Here is a 17,579-nt window from a genome sequence, read left to right on the forward strand (position 1 = left end):
GTTTCATTGAGCTGAGTCAAAAGACCGGATCAGACGGCTTCGTACCATAGGACATCAAACATTTTTAACGTCCTTTGGGAGTTCCGATGAACACGTCCTTGCTCAGCGCTTCGCTGTTTGCCCTCGCACTCGCTGCCCCGCTCGCCCACGCCCACCAGGCGGGCGACATTCTGATCCGTGCCGGTGCGATCACCGTCAACCCGAAAGCCGACAGTTCCAGCGTCAAGGTCGACCAAGGCCCATTGAGCGGTGCCGATCTGGGCGGCAAGGCGACCATGAGCAGCGACACTCAGTTGGGCCTGAACTTCGCCTACATGCTGACCAACCACGTCGGTATCGAGCTGCTCGCGGCCACGCCGTTCGAGCATGACGTGAAAATCAAAGGCACCGCCCTGCCAGCCGCCAACGGCAAACTCGGCACCCTCAAACACCTGCCGCCAACCCTGAGCGTCGTGTACTACCCGCTTGAGGCAACCTCGCCATTCCAGCCTTATGTCGGCGGCGGCATCAACTACACCTGGATCTACGACGAGCACGTCGGCAGCGAAGCCCAGTCCAATGGTTTCAGCAACTTCAAGGCGAAAAACTCCTGGGGCCTGGCCTGGCAGGTCGGCGCCGACTACATGCTCACCGACAACATCATGCTCAACGCCCAAGTGCGCTACATCGATATCGACACTCAGGCGACCGTGGAAAACAACGCCGTGGCGCCGGGCACCCGGGCCAAGGTCAACGTGGATGTCGATCCGTTCATTTACATGGTGGGCCTGGGTTACAAGTTTTAAGAACGTTCACGTGGTGGTGAACCTGGCCCGAGAACACACATCGCCCCAGAGCGATTTTCCGGCCACAAAAAAAGGCGTCCCGATGGACGCCTTCTTTGTCTTCGCCAGAAACTCAGCGACCGAGCAATCGCGCCAGGCCGACGTTCATCGGCGTAGGCTGCGCGCATTTGAAACGCGCCAGCAATCGCCGGTTATCCGCCCGGGAATGGCGAATATCCCCCGAACGCGCAGGGCCATAACTGACCGGCGGCAGCTCACCGACCACCTGTTCCAGCGCCGCCAGCATCTGTTTGAGGTTGGTCGCCTGATTCCAGCCGACGTTCACCGCCCCCTCTTCAACCTGAGGTTTTTCCAGCGCTTGCACCAACACATCGACCAGATCCTCGACGTAGAGGAAATCCCGCGTTTGCTCGCCATCGCCAAACACGGTGATTGGCAGACCTTTTTGCGCGCGCTCGCTGAAGATGCTGATGACCCCGGAGTACGGCGAGGACGGATCCTGGCGCGGGCCGTAGATATTGAAGAAGCGAAAAATCACCGGTTCCAGACCGTGCTGGCGGCGATAGAAATCGAAGTATTGCTCGCCCGCCAGTTTGTCCGACGCGTACGGCGTCAGCGGTTGTTTGGGCGTATCTTCGTTGATCGACTCGCCCTCGCCATTGTTGCCATACACCGCTGCACTGGAGGCATACAGCACGCGTTTGACCCCGGCCTGACGCATGGCTTCGCAGACATTGAGCGTGCCAATGAAATTGCTCTGATGGGTTTTCACCGGGTCGTCCACCGAGGCCTGCACCGACGCCACGGCCGCCAGGTGCGCGACGGCGCTGCAACCGTGCATGGCCCGGGCGACCAGTGCGGCGTCCGCCACGTCGCCGACGATCAATTCAACGTTGGGATTGTCCAGCGGCAGGTTGGCGCGATTGCCGGTCGACAGGTCATCAAGGATCCGCACCGAATGACCCTTGGCGAGCAACGCATCGGCCAGGTGCGAGCCAATGAAACCGGCGCCGCCGGTGATTAAAACAGGGCCTTCAGCCATGGCGATAAAACCTATCCAGTAAGCCCGGGAGCGCGGCACGCCAGGCGCGCGGCTTGATCCCGAAAGTGTGCAGAATTTTCTTGCAGGCGAGCACCGCATGTTGCGGCTCTTCGGCAGCGTCCGGTCGCGCGGCGTGCGCCTGGGCGGTCGGCGCTTCGATGGCCAGCGGATGCAGCGTGCGCGCTTCAGTCAAGATCGCCTGCCCCAGCGCCAGCGGCGTGGTCGCCTCGTGGCCGGCGTAGTGATAAGTGCCCCACAGCGGCGCGGCGCAATCGAGTTGCTTGAGCACCGAAATGATCACCCGCGCAGCATCATCGACGGGTGTCGGATTGCCGCGACGGTCGTCCGCCATCAGCAATTCTTCCGGCTGTTCGGCACGGCCGAGGAAACGCCCGAGCGTGCCGTCCGGGCTGTCATCGAGCAGCCAGCCGAAACGCAGCAACACGTGTTGCGGGCAGGTCGCGCGAACGCTTTGTTCGATGCGCCACAAGGCCTGACCGCGCAGGCCCAGCGGCACCGGCTCATCCTTTTCGCTGTACGCCGTGGCCCGGGAGCCGTCGAACACGCGATAGCTGGAGGGTTGCAACAAAACAATGTTGTGGTGCTGGCACAGCTCGGCGAGGCGCTCGACGGCGTGCTCTTGCCCGGCCAGACGACTTTCGCCGACCGTCTCGGCCTGGAACCAGTCGAAATAGTAAGCCAGGTTGATCAAGGCATCCGGGCGGGTATCGTCGAGCAGTTGTGTCAGGCTCGCGGCATCCCAGCCGTTTTCTGGCGGGCGGGGGGCGAGGAAGCCGATGTCTTCCTCCGCACCGAGGCGAATCAGCGCTTGCCCAAGGGCATTTCCGCCGCCCAGTAACATAAGGCGCATTCGCATAAAGTCAGCAGGCCCAGTCTGATAGGAACGATGGCTTTGGCGACGAACCGTGTGGATCTGTCGCCGATCATTGCCGGAATCGTTGCATTTTGCGGGTTTAGTGCGCAACCGTCATCCGTAAAGTGTTGATACAGCGGATTTGGGGGGTGGCGACCGGCGCTTTCGCAAGCAGGCTCGCTCCCACAATTGATCGCACGCCCCCGTGGGAGCGAGTCTGCTTGCGAAGACGCCCGAGCGGTACTTGCATCTTCGTGCCTGCGCCCGCATAACTTTAGCCATGAATCTGCCCGTCCCCGCCGTCAGCGCCCTGAATGGCTTTCACCCCGCCGTCAGCGCCTGGTTCCGCAACACCTTCCCTTCGGTGACGCCCGCCCAGGCCCGCGCATGGCCGTTGATACGCCAGCGCCGTTCGACGTTGATCGCCGCGCCGACCGGTTCGGGCAAGACCCTGACCGCGTTTCTCGCCGTGCTTGACGACCTCGTCCACCGAGGCCTGGAAAATCCCGAAGGCCTGCCGGACGAAACCCTGGTGGTCTACGTGTCGCCGCTCAAGGCGTTGTCCAACGACATCCGCCTCAATCTGCAAAACCCGTTGGCCGGGATCACCGAACAGTTACGCCAGATGAATCTGCCGCAACTGCAGATCACCACCGCCGTGCGCACCGGCGACACCCCGCAAAAAGAACGCGCGGCCATGCGCAAAAACGCGCCGCACATTCTGGTGACCACGCCGGAATCGCTCTACGTACTTCTCGGTTCCGAGTCCGGCCGCAAAATGCTCGGCACCACGCGCACGGTGATTGTCGATGAAATCCACGCCATGGCCGCCGGCAAACGCGGCAGTCACTTGGCCCTGAGCCTTGAGCGCTTGCAGGCGTTGTGCCCGGAACCGCTGACGCGCGTCGGCCTGTCAGCCACGCAAAAACCGATCGAGGCGGTGTCGCGGTTTCTCGTCGGTCGCGACCGGCCGTGTGAAATCGTCGATATCGGCCACGCCCGCCCACGGGATCTGGGCATCGAAGTGCCGCCGGTGCCGCTTTCGGCGGTAATGGCCAATGACGTCTGGGAACTGGTCTACGACCGCCTCGCCGAACTGGCCCGCGAACACCGCACCACGCTGATTTTCGTTAATACGCGGCGCCTTGCCGAACGGTTGAGCCGGCACTTGAGCGAACGCCTCGGCAAACAGGCCGTCGCCGCCCACCACGGCAGCCTGGCCAAGGAATTTCGCCTCGATGCCGAGCAGCGCCTCAAGCGCGGCGAGTTGCAAGTGCTGGTTGCCACGGCGTCGCTGGAGCTGGGGATCGACATTGGTGAAGTCGATCTGGTCTGCCAGATCGCCTCGCCACGTTCGATTGCCGGTTTCCTGCAAAGAGTGGGTCGTTCGGGGCACCAGGTTGGCGGCACGCCCAAGGGGCGCCTGTTCGCGACCAGCCGCGATGACCTGATCGAATGTGCCGCCCTGCTCGACTGCGTGCGCCGGGGCGAACTCGACATCCTGCACATCCCCGTCGCGCCGCTGGATGTGCTGGCCCAGCAGATCATCGCCGAGGTCAGTTGCCGGGAATGGCAGGAAGAAGCGCTGCTGGCGTTGATCCGCCAGGCCCAGCCTTACGCCACACTCGACGAAAAACACTATCGGGCGCTGCTGCACATGCTCGCCGAAGGCTATAACGGTCGACAAGGCATCCGCAGCGCCTATCTGCACCGCGACGCCGTCACCCGCAGTTTGCGCGGGCGTCGTGGCGCGCAACTGGCGGCGGTGACCAGCGGCGGCACGATTCCCGACAACGCCGATTACAGCGTGCTCCTCGAACCCCAAGGGTTGAATATCGGCAGCGTCAACGAAGACTTCGCCGTGGAGAGCATGGCCGGCGACGTGTTCCAGCTCGGCAATACGTCCTACCGCATCCTGAGGGTGGACACCGGCAAGGTGCGGGTCGAAGACGCCCAAGGCCAGCCGCCGAGCATTCCGTTCTGGCTCGGCGAAGCACCGGGGCGCAGCGCGGAACTGTCCTGCGCCGTCGCCCGCCTGCAAGCGATGCTCGACGAACTGCTCAGCACTACACCGGGCGACCTGCAAACGGCCCTCGCCTGGCTGACCGGCACCCTCGGTCTGAACCTCGCCAGCGCCGAGCAACTGGTGGATTACCTGGCCCCGGCACGCCTGACCTTCGGCGCCCTGCCGTCCCAGGACACCTTGCTGATGGAACGGTTTTTCGACGAGTCCGGCGGCACCCAACTGATCATCCACACGCCGTTCGGCAGCCGTATCAATCGCGCCTGGGGCCTGGCCCTGCGCAAGCGTTTCTGCCGCACGTTCAACTTTGAATTGCAGGCCGCCGCCAGCGAGGACGCCATTGTCCTGTCGCTGTCGACCAGCCACAGCTTCGAACTCGATGAAGTCTGGCGTTACCTGCACAGCAACAGCGCCGAACACATCCTCATTCAAGCGGTGCTCGATGCGCCGCTGTTCGGGGTGCGCTGGCGCTGGAATGCCGGGGTGGCACTGGCGTTGCCGCGCTTTACCGGTGGCCGCAAAGTCGCGCCGCAAATCCAGCGGATGAAAAGCGAAGACCTGATTGCCAGCGTGTTTCCCGATCAGATCGCCTGTCTGGAAAATCTCGCCGGCGAACGGGAGATCCCCGATCACCCGCTCGTTGAGCAAACCCTCGACGACTGCCTGCACGAAGCGATGGATAGCGACGGCTGGCTGAATCTGTTGCGGCGCATGGAGGCCGGTGAAGTACGCCTGATCGCCCGTGATTTACCGGCGCCGTCGCCACTGGCCGCAGAAATCCTCAGCGCCCGTCCCTACACGTTCCTCGATGACGCGCCGCTGGAAGAGCGCCGCACCCAAGCCGTGCTCAGCCGACGCTGGAGCGATCCGCAGTCCACCGACGACCTCGGCGCGCTCGATGCCGAAGCGATCAAAGGCGTGCGCGAGGAAGCGTGGCCGGCGCCGAGCAGTGCCGATGAAATGCATGAAGCACTGATGAGTCTGGCGTGTATCAGTGACGGCGAAGTGCAGGCCAATGCCCATTGGCGCGAATGGCTGGAATCGCTCGCGAACAGTGGCCGCGCGTGTCAGTTGCAGATTGATTCGCCGCATTCGGTCTGGCTGGCACGCGAGCGGCAGACGTGCCTGCAAGCGGTTTATCCACAGGCGTCGTTGCTGCCGCCGCTCGATCCGCTGCCCGGGTTCGACGAGCCGTGGGAAAGCGATGAAGCGATGGTCGAAGTGATTCGCTCGCGCCTGGGTGGTTTCGGGCCGCTGTCGCTAGATGCGATCGCCGGCCCGCTCGGTTTGCCGAGTTCGAGCGTCAATCAGGCCTTGGCGCAACTGGAACGCGAAGGTTATGTGCTGCGAGGTCATTTCACCCCGGGCGAAAGCGCCGAGGAATGGTGCGAGCGGCATTTGCTGGCGCGGATTCATCGCTACACCGTCAAGCGCTTGCGGCGGGAAATCGAACCGGTGGCGTTGCAGGATTTCATGCGTTTTCTATTCGACTGGCAGCATCTTTCGAAGACCAGCCAAGGTCAGGGCAGCGCAGTGTTGCCGGCGATTGTCGGCCAGTTCGAAGGCTATCCGGCCGCAGCGTCCGCCTGGGACAGCGACATTCTTCCGGCCCGGCTCAAGGATTATTCGCCCGCGTGGCTGGATGATTTGTGCCGCAACGGCAAACTGGTGTGGACGCGCCTCAGTGCCCGGCAAAAAGTCAGCGGCACGGCGTTGCGCAGTACGCCGGTCGTGTTGCTGCCGCGCCCTCAGGTCGGCTTGTGGAGCGCACTCGCCGAACAGACGCCGGTCAGCGAACTGTCACCCAAGACCCAAAAAGTCTACGAAGCACTGAGTCAGCATGGCGCGCTGTTTTTCGATGAGTTGACTCATGAAGCGCACCTGCTGCGCGCCGAACTGGAAATCGCCTTGCAGGAGCTGGTCGGCGCCGGCCTGGTGAACGCCGACAGCTTCGCTGGTTTGCGTGCGCTGATTACCCCAGCGAGCAAACGCCAGCAGCGCAGCAGCCGTCGTGGACGCGGGGCGTTCATCGGCGGCATGGACGATGCCGGACGCTGGGCATTGGTGCGGCGCGGCCCGGCGCCAATGGCCAAGGACTCTTTAGAGGCACTTGAACACATTGCGATGACCTTGCTGCGTCGCTACGGCGTGGTGTTCTGGCGTTTGCTGGAACGTGAGGCGGACTGGTTGCCGAGCTGGCGTGAATTGCTGCGCATCTTTCATCGACTGGAAGCACGCGGCGAGATTCGTGGCGGGCGGTTTGTCAGTGGGCTGGCGGGTGAGCAATTCGCGCTGCCCGAGGCCATTGCGTTGTTGCGCGAAGTGCGTCGGCGCCCACATGACGGCAGCTTGATTGCGGTGTGCGGGGTTGATCCGCTGAATCTGGCCGGGACGTTGTTGCCGGGAGTGAAAGTACCGGCACTGGCGAGTAACCGGTTGGTGTATCGGGACGGGATTGCGGTGGCGGCGGTGATCGCCGGTAAACCGCAGTTTTGTGGAGAGTTGGCACCGGAAGTAATGGTGGACGTGCGCGAAAAACTGTTCCGGCACTGATGTCGTCTTTGCTGGCCCCATCGCGGGTAAGCCCGCTCCCACAGGGATTTGTGGCGTAACCCATACTCCGGATCACGCAGAAACCTGTGGGAGCGGGCTTGCCCGCGATGAGGCCAGCCAACCCAGCACAAAATTTATTGTGTCCGGGGGGGCCCGCAGGCTGCGATCTTTTGATCCGAAAAAAACAACATCAAACGATTACAGCCTGCGGTAGTGCCTGCAAGGAAGGCGACCATCGGTAGGGTTGGCGAAACTTTACGGCCCTCACCGAAGTCATCCACAGACAGACGCATTCAACGGGAGGGCGGCATGGCGGCGATCCATATCGGTATTTCAGGCTGGCGCTACGCACCGTGGCGAGGGGATTTCTACCCGAAGGGACTGACTCAGAAACGCGAATTGCAATTCGCTTCGCGGGCGGTCAACAGCATCGAAATCAATGGCTCGTTCTATGCCCTGCAACGGCCCGAACGCTACGCCCAGTGGTATGACGAAACCCCGGATGGCTTCGTGTTCAGCGTCAAGGGCCCGCGTTTCATCACCCACACTCGTCGTCTGCGGGAAATCCACAAGCCTCTGGCAAATTTCTTCGCCTCCGGCGTGCTGGAGCTCAAGGAAAAACTCGGCCCGTTCCTCTGGCAATTCCCGCCCAATTTCAAATTCGACGCCGAACTGTTCGAGAACTTCCTCGGGCAATTGCCGCGTGATACCGCAGCGGCCGCCGCCCTCGCCCGCCAGCACGACGAACATTACAAAGGACAGGCGAGCACAACGGCGTGGCGTAAAAAGCCGCTGCGCCACGCAGTGGAAATCCGCAACGAAAGCTTCATCGATCCGGACTTCGTGCGCCTGCTCAAGCGCTATAACACCGCGCTGGTGGTTGCTGACACCGCCGGTAAATGGCCTTATCGGGAAGACCTGACCAGTGACTTCGTCTACGTGCGCCTGCATGGCGCCGAAGAACTCTACGCCAGCGGCTATTCGCCCCAAGCCCTTAACCGCTGGGGTGACCGGATTGATGCCTGGCATCACGGCCACCAACCCGGTGATGCGCACCTGATTGCGCCGCGCCTGAAACCGCGCGCACGTAAATCCCGCGAGGTGTTCTGTTACTTCGACAACGACGTCAAAGTCCACGCGCCCTATGACGCACGCCAGTTGTTGGAGCGCTTCGAACTCGACAAAGACCTGGCAGTCGCCCCCGGTGAACCGGCTGCCGAAGGAGTGCTGTCATGAACCTTCCCGATCCGGTCGGCATGACTGACGAGCAGGCCACCATCGACCCTGTCGTGCACCGTTTTACCGTGCTGACGGTCAACACCCACAAGGGCTTCACCGCGCTCAACCGGCGATTCATCCTTCCGGAATTACGTGAAGCGGTCCGCAGCGTGTCCGCCGACGTGGTGTTCTTGCAAGAAGTCCATGGCACTCACGAACATCATCCCAAGCGCTACACCGAGTGGCCGGCGATGCCGCAGTACGAATTCCTCGCCGACACTTTGTGGCCGCAGTTCGCCTATGGACGCAATGCGGTGTACCCGGCGGGCGATCACGGCAATGCGCTGCTGTCGAAATTCCAGATCATCCGCCATGACAACCTCGACGTATCGATCAGCGGCCACGAAAACCGTGGCCTGTTGCACTGCGTCTTGCGTCTGCCCGGCGATGGCAACGAAGTGCACGCGATTTGTGTGCATCTGGGGCTGAAAGAAACGCATCGCAACGCGCAGCTGAAACTGCTCGGTGAGCGTCTGGCCGAGCTGCCGCCAGACGCGCCGGTCATCGTCGCCGGAGACTTCAACGATTGGCGCCAGCGCGCCGACGCATTGCTCAAACCCTGCGGCCTGCGCGAGGTGTTCGCCGAGCACCATGGCAAACCGGCACGCAGTTTCCCGGCGCGTCTGCCGGCCCTGCGACTGGACAGGATTTACGTGCGCAACCTCAAGGCCAGCCAGCCGAAAGTGTTGGCGAATCGTCCCTGGTCACACCTTTCCGACCACGTGCCGTTATCGGTGGAGATCGAACTATGAGCAGCGCACCGCTGGAGAAAACCGCCGTAGAGCACATCAGCACTACGGCGTCGGTACGCGAACCGGGCATCGTTGATGTCGAGTACGGTTGGCAGGGCAACAATCGCGTGGAGTTGCTGGAAAACGGCGAGGAATATTTCCCTCGGGTATTCGAGGCGATGCGTGCCGCGCAGAGCGAAATCCTTTTGGAAACCTTCATCGTTTTCGAAGACAAGGTCGGCCTCGAATTGCAGCAGATTCTGATCGATGCGGCGAAACGCGGCGTGCGCACCACCGTCAGTCTGGACGGCTTCGGTTGCGGCGAATTGACCACCGGCTATCTCACGGCGTTGAGCGAGGCCGGTGTGCATCTGCAAATGTTCGACCCGGCGCCGAAACATTTGGGCATTCGCACCAACTGGTTCCGACGCCTGCATCGCAAGATTGTGGTGGTCGATGGCACGATTGCATTCATTGGCGGGATTAATTTTTCCGGTGATCACCTCGCCGATTTCGGCCCGGAAGCGAAGCAGGATTATTCCGTTGAAATCCAGGGCCCGGCAGTGGCCGACATCCATCATTTCGCCTTGCTGCAAAGCGGTCGTCAGGGCCGCGCCAAATACTGGTGGCAGCGCCGAAAGCAGCGTCACTCAGAGTTGGCGATCAACGATCACGACGGCCAGGTACGCCTGGTGTTTCGCGACAACGATCAGCATCACAACGATATCGAAGAGGTGTACCTGCAAGTGCTGCGTACCGCGCAACGGCGCGTGGTGATCGCCAACGCCTATTTTTTCCCCGGCTATCGCTTGCTGCGCGAGATCCGCAACGCCGCGCGCCGTGGCGTCGAGGTACGCCTGATTTTGCAAGGTCAGCCAGACATGATGGTGGCCAAGCTCGCCGCCCGCCTGACGTACGACTATCTGCTTCGATCCGGCGTGCAGATCCACGAGTACTGCGAACGGCCGCTGCACGGCAAAGTCGCCCTGGTGGACGAGGACTGGAGCACTGTCGGTTCCAGCAATCTCGACCCGCTGAGCTTGTCGCTGAACCTTGAAGCCAATGTGCTGATCCGCGACCGCGCCTTTAACCGCAAGCTGTTCAACCGCCTCGAAGACCTCAGCGAAAACCACTGCAAGGCGATGGATCCGGCCAAGGCACCCAAGGGGCGTCTGTGGCGCATGACCGTGGGTTTTCTGGTGTTTCACTTTCTGCGGCACTTCCCGGCAATGGCCGGTTGGTTGCCCGCGCATAAACCACGGCTCAAGCCGTTTGGCGGAGACGGCCTATGAGCCATACTGAAGTTCACGCTGCACCTGCAACCCAGTCGCGCTGGAGCCGGTGGAAACGTCCGCTGACGCTGTTGTTCTTTTTGGCCCTGATCGTGTTGCTGACGATGTTCGCCACGCGCATCGAATGGGCCGAAGTGCTGGAAACCCTTGCAGATTTCAAGGTGCGCACGCTGATCATCGCGTCGAGCCTGACATTGGTGAGTTTTCTGGTGTACGCCAGTTTCGACCTGATCGGCCGCACCTACATTCGCCAGGATCTGACCTGGAAACAGATCCTGCCGGTGGGTGTCATCAGTTACGCCTTTAACCTCAATTTGAGCGCCTGGGTCGGCGGCATCGCCATGCGTTATCGCTTGTATTCACGGCTGGGCGTGAGCAAGGCGAACATCGCCAAGATTCTCGGCTTGAGCCTGGCGACCAACTGGTTTGGCTACATGACCATCGCTGGGGCGATTTTCAGCAGCGGCCTGGTGACCATGCCGCCGGGCTGGAAAATCAACAGCGTCGCGTTGCAGGGCATCGGCGTGTTGTTGCTGTTGGTGAGTGCGGGGTATCTGGCGGCGTGCCGCTTCTCGAAAAAACGCGAATGGTCGATTCGCAATGTGGAAATCAACCTGCCATCGTTGCGCATGGCGGTGTTGCAACTGCTGCTCGGGGCGTTGAACTGGTCGCTGATGGCGGCGGTGATTTTCACCTTGTTACCGAGCAAGCTCGACTATCCGTTAGTGCTCGGCGTGCTGTTGATCAGTGCGATTGCCGGGGTGATCACGCATATTCCGGCAGGTCTTGGCGTGCTTGAAGCGGTATTTGTGGCGCTATTGCAACATGAGACTTCGCAAGGGAGTCTGGTGGCGGGGTTACTGGCGTACCGGGCGATCTATTTTCTGCTGCCGCTGTTGATTACGTTGGTGATGTATCTGACGGTCGAGGCGAAAGCCAAGGCGTTGCGGATCGAGAAGAAACCCAAATGATCGTTGTTGCCGATTAGTCAGTCTTCGCGAGCAAGCTCGCGAAGGTGTCGCAGGCTGCGATCTTTTGATCTTCAGGACTGGATAATGCTCAACCGCTCGCCCACCACCATTTCGGTGATCCAGTCCACCAGGATGCTGGTGTAGGCCTGTTGGGATTGTGGCTCGCTCAGCGCGTGGTCGGCGCCGTCGATGATGCGATGGGTCAGCGAGTGCGTCTGCTGGCAGGCCGCGCGGTAGCTCATGATCGTCGCGTGGGGCACGAATTCGTCAGTTTCCGACTCCACCAGCAACACATCCCCGGTGAAATTCGAACAGGCATGCAGTGCGCGGTTGTTGTCGGCGCGCACCAGCGAGCCGCGATAATCGCGCAGGTCGGCTTTGTCCAGTTCGCGTTTCGGCGTATTCCACTGCTCATCGCGATATAGCGCAGGCACGCGCAAAGCCAGCCAACGCACAGGGCGCAAAGAGGTGAGGATCGAAGCGAGATAACCGCCATAACTGGTGCCGACCACGGCGATGGCCGAGGTGTCGAGCGCCGGGTGCGCCAGCAAGCGGTCGTAGGCCGCGAGCAGGTCGCGCAAATTGTCTTCACGCGTGACTCGGGTAAGCGGGATGCCGGTGCCGCCGGTGTGCCCGCGCAAGTCAAAGGTCAGGCACACGCAACCGAGACCGGCGATGCCTTTGGCCCGTTCCAGATCCCGCTCCTGGCTTCCGCCCCAGCCATGGACAAACAACACCCCCGGCACTTTCGATTTGGGACTGAGAAACGTCCCGCTCATCTGTTCATCATCAATGTCGATTTGAATGCTTTCGCTTCTAGCCGTCATAGGATTTGACCGTTACGTATTTGAGAAGGAAGTCGCTGTTTTCCGCAGGGCCGCGATATACCTCGATGGCATCGGCCGGCAACGCCTGATCCGTGTAGGTTTCCACCGACGACACGCGGATCGCGCGCATGCCCGGGTCGTTGACGAAACTCTGCAACGCTGCCACTTCGGCGCTGCTGGCACCGCCCATGCGCCAGGATTGCTCAAGCACGCCGCTGCGGGTGTTGCCTTCACTGTCCAGGCCTTGGGCGATGTCGTAGTTGCGCCGCGAGGCATAAAAACGTGGATACGCCTCGTTGGCCGCCGCGTCGAAAACCTCTGCTTGCTGGATGGCCAGTCGTACGTCGTCGGGCAGATCCAGCGCCAGCAGATCCTCATAACCGCCCTGCACCACCAGCAGATTCGAGCCGCCGTAGACCTCTTCACCCTGACCGTCCTTGGTCAAGTATTGATCACCGCAGTAACTCAGCACCCTGCCACCGATGAATGACTGGCCAACGCTATGGGTGATGACCTTGCTCAAGTCCTGCTCCAGCACCACGCCTTCGCCGAAGAGCTTGTCGGCATCGGGGCGCGCGATGATCGCGTCGAATTCGTCAAGGCTGTTGACGACTTCCTGACCCCGACCGGCGCAGGCGTGAATCGGTTTGAGACGGATCGGCCCGCTGTACAACAAATGCTCGGCGGCGGGCCTTGCATCCTCCAGGGCAAACACGCTCAAGCCATCAAGCACCACGTTGCGTACTCGCTCGGAAAACAGCGGCGACCAGCCGTCAGGCGCGTGGGCCAGGTGGCTGCGCAAGCCATGGCTGATGGCTTTGGTGCAGATGAAATCGTGCTCGACGTAACCGCCCCACAAATCGTCCGGGCCTGTGACACCGAGTGTCTGCGCGGCATCGGCACCGACGATGGTTTGGGTCGGCAGCAGATAGAGGTCGCGACCGTGGTGGGTTTCGGGGTCGTAACTGCCACCGAATTTGAGTCCGAGAATCTGCGCCAGCCAGCGGGCCAGCGCCTTGTTGGTGTCTATTTCGTGTTGCGGCGCCTCGGCGCGCACGGAGTGGGCGACGACGATTTTCTTCGGTATGGGGGTCATGCGTTCCCCTTTATCAGCTCGTTGGATGTAGAACAAAGATTGCAGGGATCAGGCCAAGACGCGGGTGCCCGGAAAGCGCAGCCGGCAAGTCCTGCGACCGTTTCAATCTGCACGACCGAACCTGGATGCCCGGCAATTTGCACGATTCCCGCCTCACGAATCCCCCGTTAGCAGCTGCCGCAGGCTCCTACACCCGGGGCGGGGTCACGCCAAACTTTGCGCGGTAATCGCTTGGTGCAAGGCCGGTGATTTTCTTGAAGGTCGCACGAAACGCGCCGGGATCTTGATAGCCCACCGTCCAGGCGATGTGGTCGATGGTGCCGTTGGTAAACTCAAGCATCTCCCGTGCCTTGCCGACGCGCAGGTGCTGGCAGTACTCGGTCGGTTTGAGCCCGGTCGCGGCGCGGAACCGGCGCAGGAAAGTGCGTTCCTCGAGCCCGGCACGCTCGGCCATCATCGCCAACGAGACATCGGTCGCCCCGCTGCCTTGTAACCAATGCTGCAACTTGAGGATCGCCGCATCGCCATGGTTGAGAATCGGCGCGAAATTACTGCCGCACGCGCTGGCGCTGTCGCTGTGTTCCACCACCAGAAATTTTGCCGTGCCGCTGGCGACACTCGGCCCGAGCAACCGATCGACCAGGCGCAACCCCAACTCGGACCAGGCCATCAGCCCGGCCGTGGTGATCAGGTCGCCGTCGTCGACAATCGGCGTATCAGCCTTGAGCTGAATCGCCGGATAGCGTTCGGCGAACGCTTTGGCCGATGTCCAGTGGGTGGTGGCGCTGCGGCCATCGAGCAAACCGCTTTCGGCCAGCATCAGCGAGCCCACGCACACACCACCAAGGGTTGCGCCGCTCGCATGCTGTTCGCGTAACCAGCGCAACAATTCGCCCGACGCCTGACCGGCAGAAAAGCCGCCGATGGACGGCGGAATCAGCACGGCGAGCAAACCGTTCTCCGCACCCGGGTGGCTGTCGTAAATCCGCAACGGCGCCTGATCGCCTTCAGCCTGCCAATGGCTGACGCGCAGCAACGGCAGGCGCGCAGACGGATGTTCGGCGGCGATCCGGTTGGCCACCGCGAACAGATCGGTCAACCCGTGCACGGCCGCCAGTTGCACACCGGGATAGACCAGCACACCCAACTCAGCAACCGCCGGCCCGGTGACTGTCCTTTCTGCGCCCATTGTCAGTTTTCCCCTGTTTATTGTCGGTGCGGCCAATCCCTCAAGGCAGCGCAGGCGTCAATACTGACGCCACACCCCAACAACATTCGAGGACACACCCATGGCCAAGCAAGCGCTCATCGTAGTCGATATCCAGAACGACTACTTCCCACAAGGCAAATGGCCGCTGGCCGGTGCCGAGGCCGCCGCCGACAATGCCGCGAAGCTGATCGCGGCTTTCCGCGAGGCGGGCGATTCGGTGGTGCATATCCGTCACGAATTCACCTCGCCGGACGCGCCATTTTTCACCCCGGGCTCGGACGGCGCCAAGCTTCATCCGAAAGTACTTAACCGCGAAGACGAACCCGTGGTGCTCAAACACTTCGTCAATTCGTTCCGCGAGACCGACCTGCAAGCGATCCTTGAGCAGAAAGAAATAAAAGAACTGGTGGTGGTCGGCAGCATGAGCCACATGTGTGTCGACGGCATCACCCGTGCGGCGGCGGACATGGGTTATGACGTGACGGTGATTCACGATGCCTGCGCCAGCCGTGATCTGGAATTCAACGGTGTGACCGTGCCGGCAGCGCATGTGCATGCCGCGTTCATGGCGGCGCTGGGGTTTGCTTATGCGAATGTCGTTTCGACCCAGGCGTTCCTCATCGAAACGCGCTGAGCCGTTTATCCAAACACCCTGCAAAACCATCGGCCATTCTGCTTAATCGCCGAAAAAGTCGACATCGAATCACGGCGTATCGATATCGAAGACCTCAGCCTGATCACTGAAGACTTCAGCCGTTTTCTATCGGATCTGATTCTTGCCTGAAAATCACCACTCACAAAAAAGGCCCTGCGTTTTACAGCGCAGGGCCTTTTTGTTCAGAGCGGATTCAGCGGCGAATTAGAACGGAATGTCATCATCGAAGCTGTCGAAGTCCGGAGCCGGTTGCGGTGCGGCCTGCTGAGGGGCCGGGGCCGAACGCTGTTGAGGCGCCGACTGCTGAGGGCGCGGAGCCTGTTGGCGAGGCGCCGACTGCTGGTAGTTGTTGCCGCCCTGCTGCTGGTCACCCTGTGGACGGCCGCCCAGCAGTTGCATGGTGCCTTGCATGTCGACCACGATTTCAGTGGTGTAACGCTTGATACCGTCCTTTTCCCACTCGCGGGTCTGCAGCTTGCCTTCGATGTAGACCTGCGAACCTTTGCGCAGGTATTCACCGGCGATTTCCGCGACTTTGCCGAACATCGATACACGGTGCCATTCAGTCTTCTCGACTTTCTGACCGGTTTGCTTGTCGGTCCATTGTTCGCTTGTCGCCAGACTCAGGTTGGTCACGGCGTTACCGTTAGGCAAGTAGCGAACTTCGGGATCCTGGCCGCAAGTGCCGACCAATATGACTTTGTTAACCCCACGGGCCATAACGTTCTCCTAGGCTACGCACTCTGCCCCGGCCGGGTTGTTCACCAGGCGCTCAAGGGTGGTGCGATCCAATAGTTCTGTGTCCAATTTGATATAGATAGCGGCTTCGTCTGGAACGATGACAGCATCTGTTACCCCAGTGACCGCCAAAAGGCGCTCGACCAGACCCGCTTCGCGGATCGCCTCGGGCGACAACGGCAAGCGCAGGCTCGTCACATAGGGAGGTTCGCGCATGGTAACAGCAAAGGCCAGCCAGAGGGCAGCCAGCCCGCTGCATCCAAGGAACACAGCCGACAGACCGCCATGCTGGAACATCCAGCCGCCGAGAATCCCGCCGAGTGCAGAGCCAAGGAACTGACTGGTGGAGTACACGCCCATGGCCGTGCCCTTGCCGCCTGCCGGTGAAACCTTGCTGATCAGCGACGGCAGAGAAGCCTCCAGCAGATTGAACGCGGTGAAGAACACCACCGTACCGATCACCAGAGCCCTCAGGCTGTCGCCGAACTTCCAGAAGAATAGCTCAGTGAGCATCAGCGTCAGGACGGCGCCGAGCAAAACTCGTTTCATTTTGCGTCGCTTCTCGCCATAGATGATGAACGGAATCATGGCGAAGAAAGAAATCAACAGGGCGGTGAGGTAGACCCACCAGTGCTGTTCCTTGGGCAAACCGGCCTTTTCGACCAGCGCCAGCGGCAATGCGACGAAGCTCGACATCAACATCGCATGTAACACAAAGATGCCCAGATCCAGGCGCAACAAATCCGGATGCTTGAGCGTCGGCAGCAACGCCTGACGCGCCACGCCGGATTCACGGTGAGCCAATGGCCCGGTGGACTTGGGCACCATGAACATCACGATGACGATACCGACCAGCGCCATGCCACCCGTGGCGAGGAACAGGCCGGACAGACCGAAGGCGCGGGTCAGCAATGGCCCGACGACCATCGCCACGGCGAACGACAGACCGATGGTCATGCCGATCATGGCCATCGCCTTGGTGCGATGCTGCTCGCGTGTCAGATCCGAAAGCAGCGCCATGACCGCAGCGGAAATCGCCCCGGCGCCCTGCAGGATCCGGCCGGCAATCACGCCCCAGATCGAATCGGCTTGAGAGGCCAGCACGCTGCCGAGGGCGAAGACGATCAACCCCAGGTAAATCACCGGGCGGCGGCCGATGCGGTCGGAAATGACGCCGAACGGAATCTGGAAAATCGCCTGGGTCAGGCCGTAGGCGCCAATGGCCAAGCCGATCAGCGCAGGGGTCGCACCGGCCAGGTCCATCCCATAGGTCGCCAGCACCGGCAACACCATGAACATGCCGAGCATACGAAAGGCGAACACAAGGGCCAGACCGCTCGCTGCGCGGGTCTCGCTGCCACTCATGCGTTCGCTGTGGGGATCATGCATGGAAAAACCTCGTGTGAACCGGCGGCGATTCTACCAGTCCCAACGATTGACGGGGTACATCGCGACGCTTTGACGCGTACAGATGAAACTCTCTTCATGTAGGTCACGCAATCGC

The 17,579-nt window shown here is 61.3% G+C and carries 14 protein-coding genes; 7 read left to right on the forward strand and 7 right to left on the reverse strand.

Annotated features, from left to right (window positions below; all coding sequences use genetic code 11):
- The first annotated feature begins 86 nt into the window (after positions 1 to 86).
- Positions 87 to 785: an OmpW family outer membrane protein gene (locus GIW69_RS11890; protein WP_236482728.1), complete on the forward strand. Its 699-nt coding sequence runs from the start codon at positions 87 to 89 to the stop codon at positions 783 to 785.
- Positions 786 to 897: 112 nt separating this feature from the next.
- On the opposite strand, the gene GIW69_RS11895 is transcribed toward GIW69_RS11890, so the two are convergent.
- The gene (locus GIW69_RS11895) at positions 898 to 1,827 is read right to left on the reverse strand and encodes a UDP-N-acetylglucosamine epimerase PgnE (protein WP_236482729.1); all 930 of its coding nucleotides are present in this window, start codon (positions 1,825 to 1,827) and stop codon (positions 898 to 900) included.
- Entirely contained in the window at positions 1,820 to 2,704 is an 885-nt protein-coding gene (locus GIW69_RS11900) for a sugar nucleotide-binding protein (protein WP_236482731.1), read from the reverse strand. The genes GIW69_RS11895 and GIW69_RS11900 overlap by 8 nt, the downstream gene beginning before the upstream one ends.
- A 277-nt stretch (positions 2,705 to 2,981) precedes the next feature.
- On the opposite strand from GIW69_RS11900, the gene GIW69_RS11905 reads away from it, so the two are divergent.
- From GIW69_RS11905 to GIW69_RS11925, 5 genes are all read left to right on the forward strand, one after another.
- Positions 2,982 to 7,277 (forward strand): DEAD/DEAH box helicase, encoded by a 4,296-nt coding sequence (locus tag GIW69_RS11905; RefSeq protein ID WP_236482733.1) that lies wholly within the window; start codon positions 2,982 to 2,984, stop codon positions 7,275 to 7,277.
- A 309-nt stretch (positions 7,278 to 7,586) separates the two neighbouring features.
- Positions 7,587 to 8,513, forward strand: coding sequence for a DUF72 domain-containing protein (locus tag GIW69_RS11910; RefSeq protein ID WP_236482735.1), 927 nt, complete (start codon positions 7,587 to 7,589; stop codon positions 8,511 to 8,513).
- Positions 8,510 to 9,307 carry an endonuclease/exonuclease/phosphatase family protein gene (locus tag GIW69_RS11915; RefSeq protein WP_236482737.1) on the forward strand — a complete coding sequence of 266 codons (798 nt, stop codon included), beginning with the start codon at positions 8,510 to 8,512 and terminating at the stop codon, positions 9,305 to 9,307. The genes GIW69_RS11910 and GIW69_RS11915 overlap by 4 nt, the downstream gene beginning before the upstream one ends.
- A complete protein-coding gene (clsB, locus tag GIW69_RS11920) occupies positions 9,304 to 10,578 on the forward strand; it encodes a cardiolipin synthase ClsB (protein ID WP_236482739.1) in 1,275 nt (424 codons plus the stop codon). Before GIW69_RS11915 ends, clsB begins: the two co-directional genes overlap by 4 nt.
- On the forward strand, positions 10,575 to 11,549 hold the full coding sequence (locus GIW69_RS11925) for a lysylphosphatidylglycerol synthase domain-containing protein (RefSeq protein WP_236482741.1): 975 nt from the start codon (positions 10,575 to 10,577) through the stop codon (positions 11,547 to 11,549). The genes clsB and GIW69_RS11925 overlap by 4 nt, the downstream gene beginning before the upstream one ends.
- Positions 11,550 to 11,620: 71 nt before the next feature.
- Here GIW69_RS11925 and GIW69_RS11930 read toward each other — a convergent pair whose 3' ends face one another.
- The 3 genes from GIW69_RS11930 to GIW69_RS11940 form a co-directional block, all read right to left on the reverse strand.
- Entirely contained in the window at positions 11,621 to 12,376 is a 756-nt protein-coding gene (locus GIW69_RS11930; RefSeq protein ID WP_236482743.1) for an alpha/beta fold hydrolase, read from the reverse strand.
- Positions 12,366 to 13,472 carry a DUF3182 family protein gene (locus tag GIW69_RS11935; RefSeq protein ID WP_236482745.1) on the reverse strand — a complete coding sequence of 369 codons (1,107 nt, stop codon included), beginning with the start codon at positions 13,470 to 13,472 and terminating at the stop codon, positions 12,366 to 12,368. Before GIW69_RS11935 ends, GIW69_RS11930 begins: the two co-directional genes overlap by 11 nt.
- Before the next feature lie 187 nt (positions 13,473 to 13,659).
- Positions 13,660 to 14,661, reverse strand: a complete 1,002-nt coding sequence (locus GIW69_RS11940) for a GlxA family transcriptional regulator (RefSeq protein WP_236482747.1) — start codon at positions 14,659 to 14,661, stop codon at positions 13,660 to 13,662.
- Between the two features lie 100 nt (positions 14,662 to 14,761).
- On the opposite strand from GIW69_RS11940, the gene GIW69_RS11945 reads away from it, so the two are divergent.
- The gene (locus GIW69_RS11945) at positions 14,762 to 15,316 is read left to right on the forward strand and encodes a cysteine hydrolase family protein (RefSeq protein ID WP_236482749.1); all 555 of its coding nucleotides are present in this window, start codon (positions 14,762 to 14,764) and stop codon (positions 15,314 to 15,316) included.
- A gap of 225 nt (positions 15,317 to 15,541) precedes the next feature.
- On the opposite strand, the gene GIW69_RS11950 is transcribed toward GIW69_RS11945, so the two are convergent.
- Positions 15,542 to 16,057, reverse strand: a complete 516-nt coding sequence (locus tag GIW69_RS11950) for a single-stranded DNA-binding protein (RefSeq protein ID WP_236482751.1) — start codon at positions 16,055 to 16,057, stop codon at positions 15,542 to 15,544.
- A 9-nt stretch (positions 16,058 to 16,066) separates the two neighbouring features.
- Positions 16,067 to 17,464: an MFS transporter gene (locus tag GIW69_RS11955; RefSeq protein WP_236482753.1), complete on the reverse strand. Its 1,398-nt coding sequence runs from the start codon at positions 17,462 to 17,464 to the stop codon at positions 16,067 to 16,069.
- Positions 17,465 to 17,579: the final 115 nt, after the last annotated feature.

The organism is Pseudomonas syringae, from assembly GCF_021605415.1.
GTDB lineage: Bacteria > Pseudomonadota > Gammaproteobacteria > Pseudomonadales > Pseudomonadaceae > Aquipseudomonas > Aquipseudomonas syringae_S.

Bases quoted from the DNA above. Each gene is read 5' to 3' on its own strand.
- GIW69_RS11890 (WP_236482728.1), top strand. From the start codon at position 87: ATGAACACGTCCTTGCTCAGCGCTTCGCTGTTTGCCCTCGCACTCGCT.
- GIW69_RS11895 (WP_236482729.1), bottom strand. From the start codon at position 1,827: ATGGCTGAAGGCCCTGTTTTAATCACCGGCGGCGCCGGTTTCATTGGC.
- GIW69_RS11900 (WP_236482731.1), bottom strand. From the start codon at position 2,704: ATGCGAATGCGCCTTATGTTACTGGGCGGCGGAAATGCCCTTGGGCAA.
- GIW69_RS11905 (WP_236482733.1), top strand. From the start codon at position 2,982: ATGAATCTGCCCGTCCCCGCCGTCAGCGCCCTGAATGGCTTTCACCCC.
- GIW69_RS11910 (WP_236482735.1), top strand. From the start codon at position 7,587: ATGGCGGCGATCCATATCGGTATTTCAGGCTGGCGCTACGCACCGTGG.
- GIW69_RS11915 (WP_236482737.1), top strand. From the start codon at position 8,510: ATGAACCTTCCCGATCCGGTCGGCATGACTGACGAGCAGGCCACCATC.
- clsB (WP_236482739.1), top strand. From the start codon at position 9,304: ATGAGCAGCGCACCGCTGGAGAAAACCGCCGTAGAGCACATCAGCACT.
- GIW69_RS11925 (WP_236482741.1), top strand. From the start codon at position 10,575: ATGAGCCATACTGAAGTTCACGCTGCACCTGCAACCCAGTCGCGCTGG.
- GIW69_RS11930 (WP_236482743.1), bottom strand. From the start codon at position 12,376: ATGACGGCTAGAAGCGAAAGCATTCAAATCGACATTGATGATGAACAG.
- GIW69_RS11935 (WP_236482745.1), bottom strand. From the start codon at position 13,472: ATGACCCCCATACCGAAGAAAATCGTCGTCGCCCACTCCGTGCGCGCC.
- GIW69_RS11940 (WP_236482747.1), bottom strand. From the start codon at position 14,661: ATGGGCGCAGAAAGGACAGTCACCGGGCCGGCGGTTGCTGAGTTGGGT.
- GIW69_RS11945 (WP_236482749.1), top strand. From the start codon at position 14,762: ATGGCCAAGCAAGCGCTCATCGTAGTCGATATCCAGAACGACTACTTC.
- GIW69_RS11950 (WP_236482751.1), bottom strand. From the start codon at position 16,057: ATGGCCCGTGGGGTTAACAAAGTCATATTGGTCGGCACTTGCGGCCAG.
- GIW69_RS11955 (WP_236482753.1), bottom strand. From the start codon at position 17,464: ATGCATGATCCCCACAGCGAACGCATGAGTGGCAGCGAGACCCGCGCA.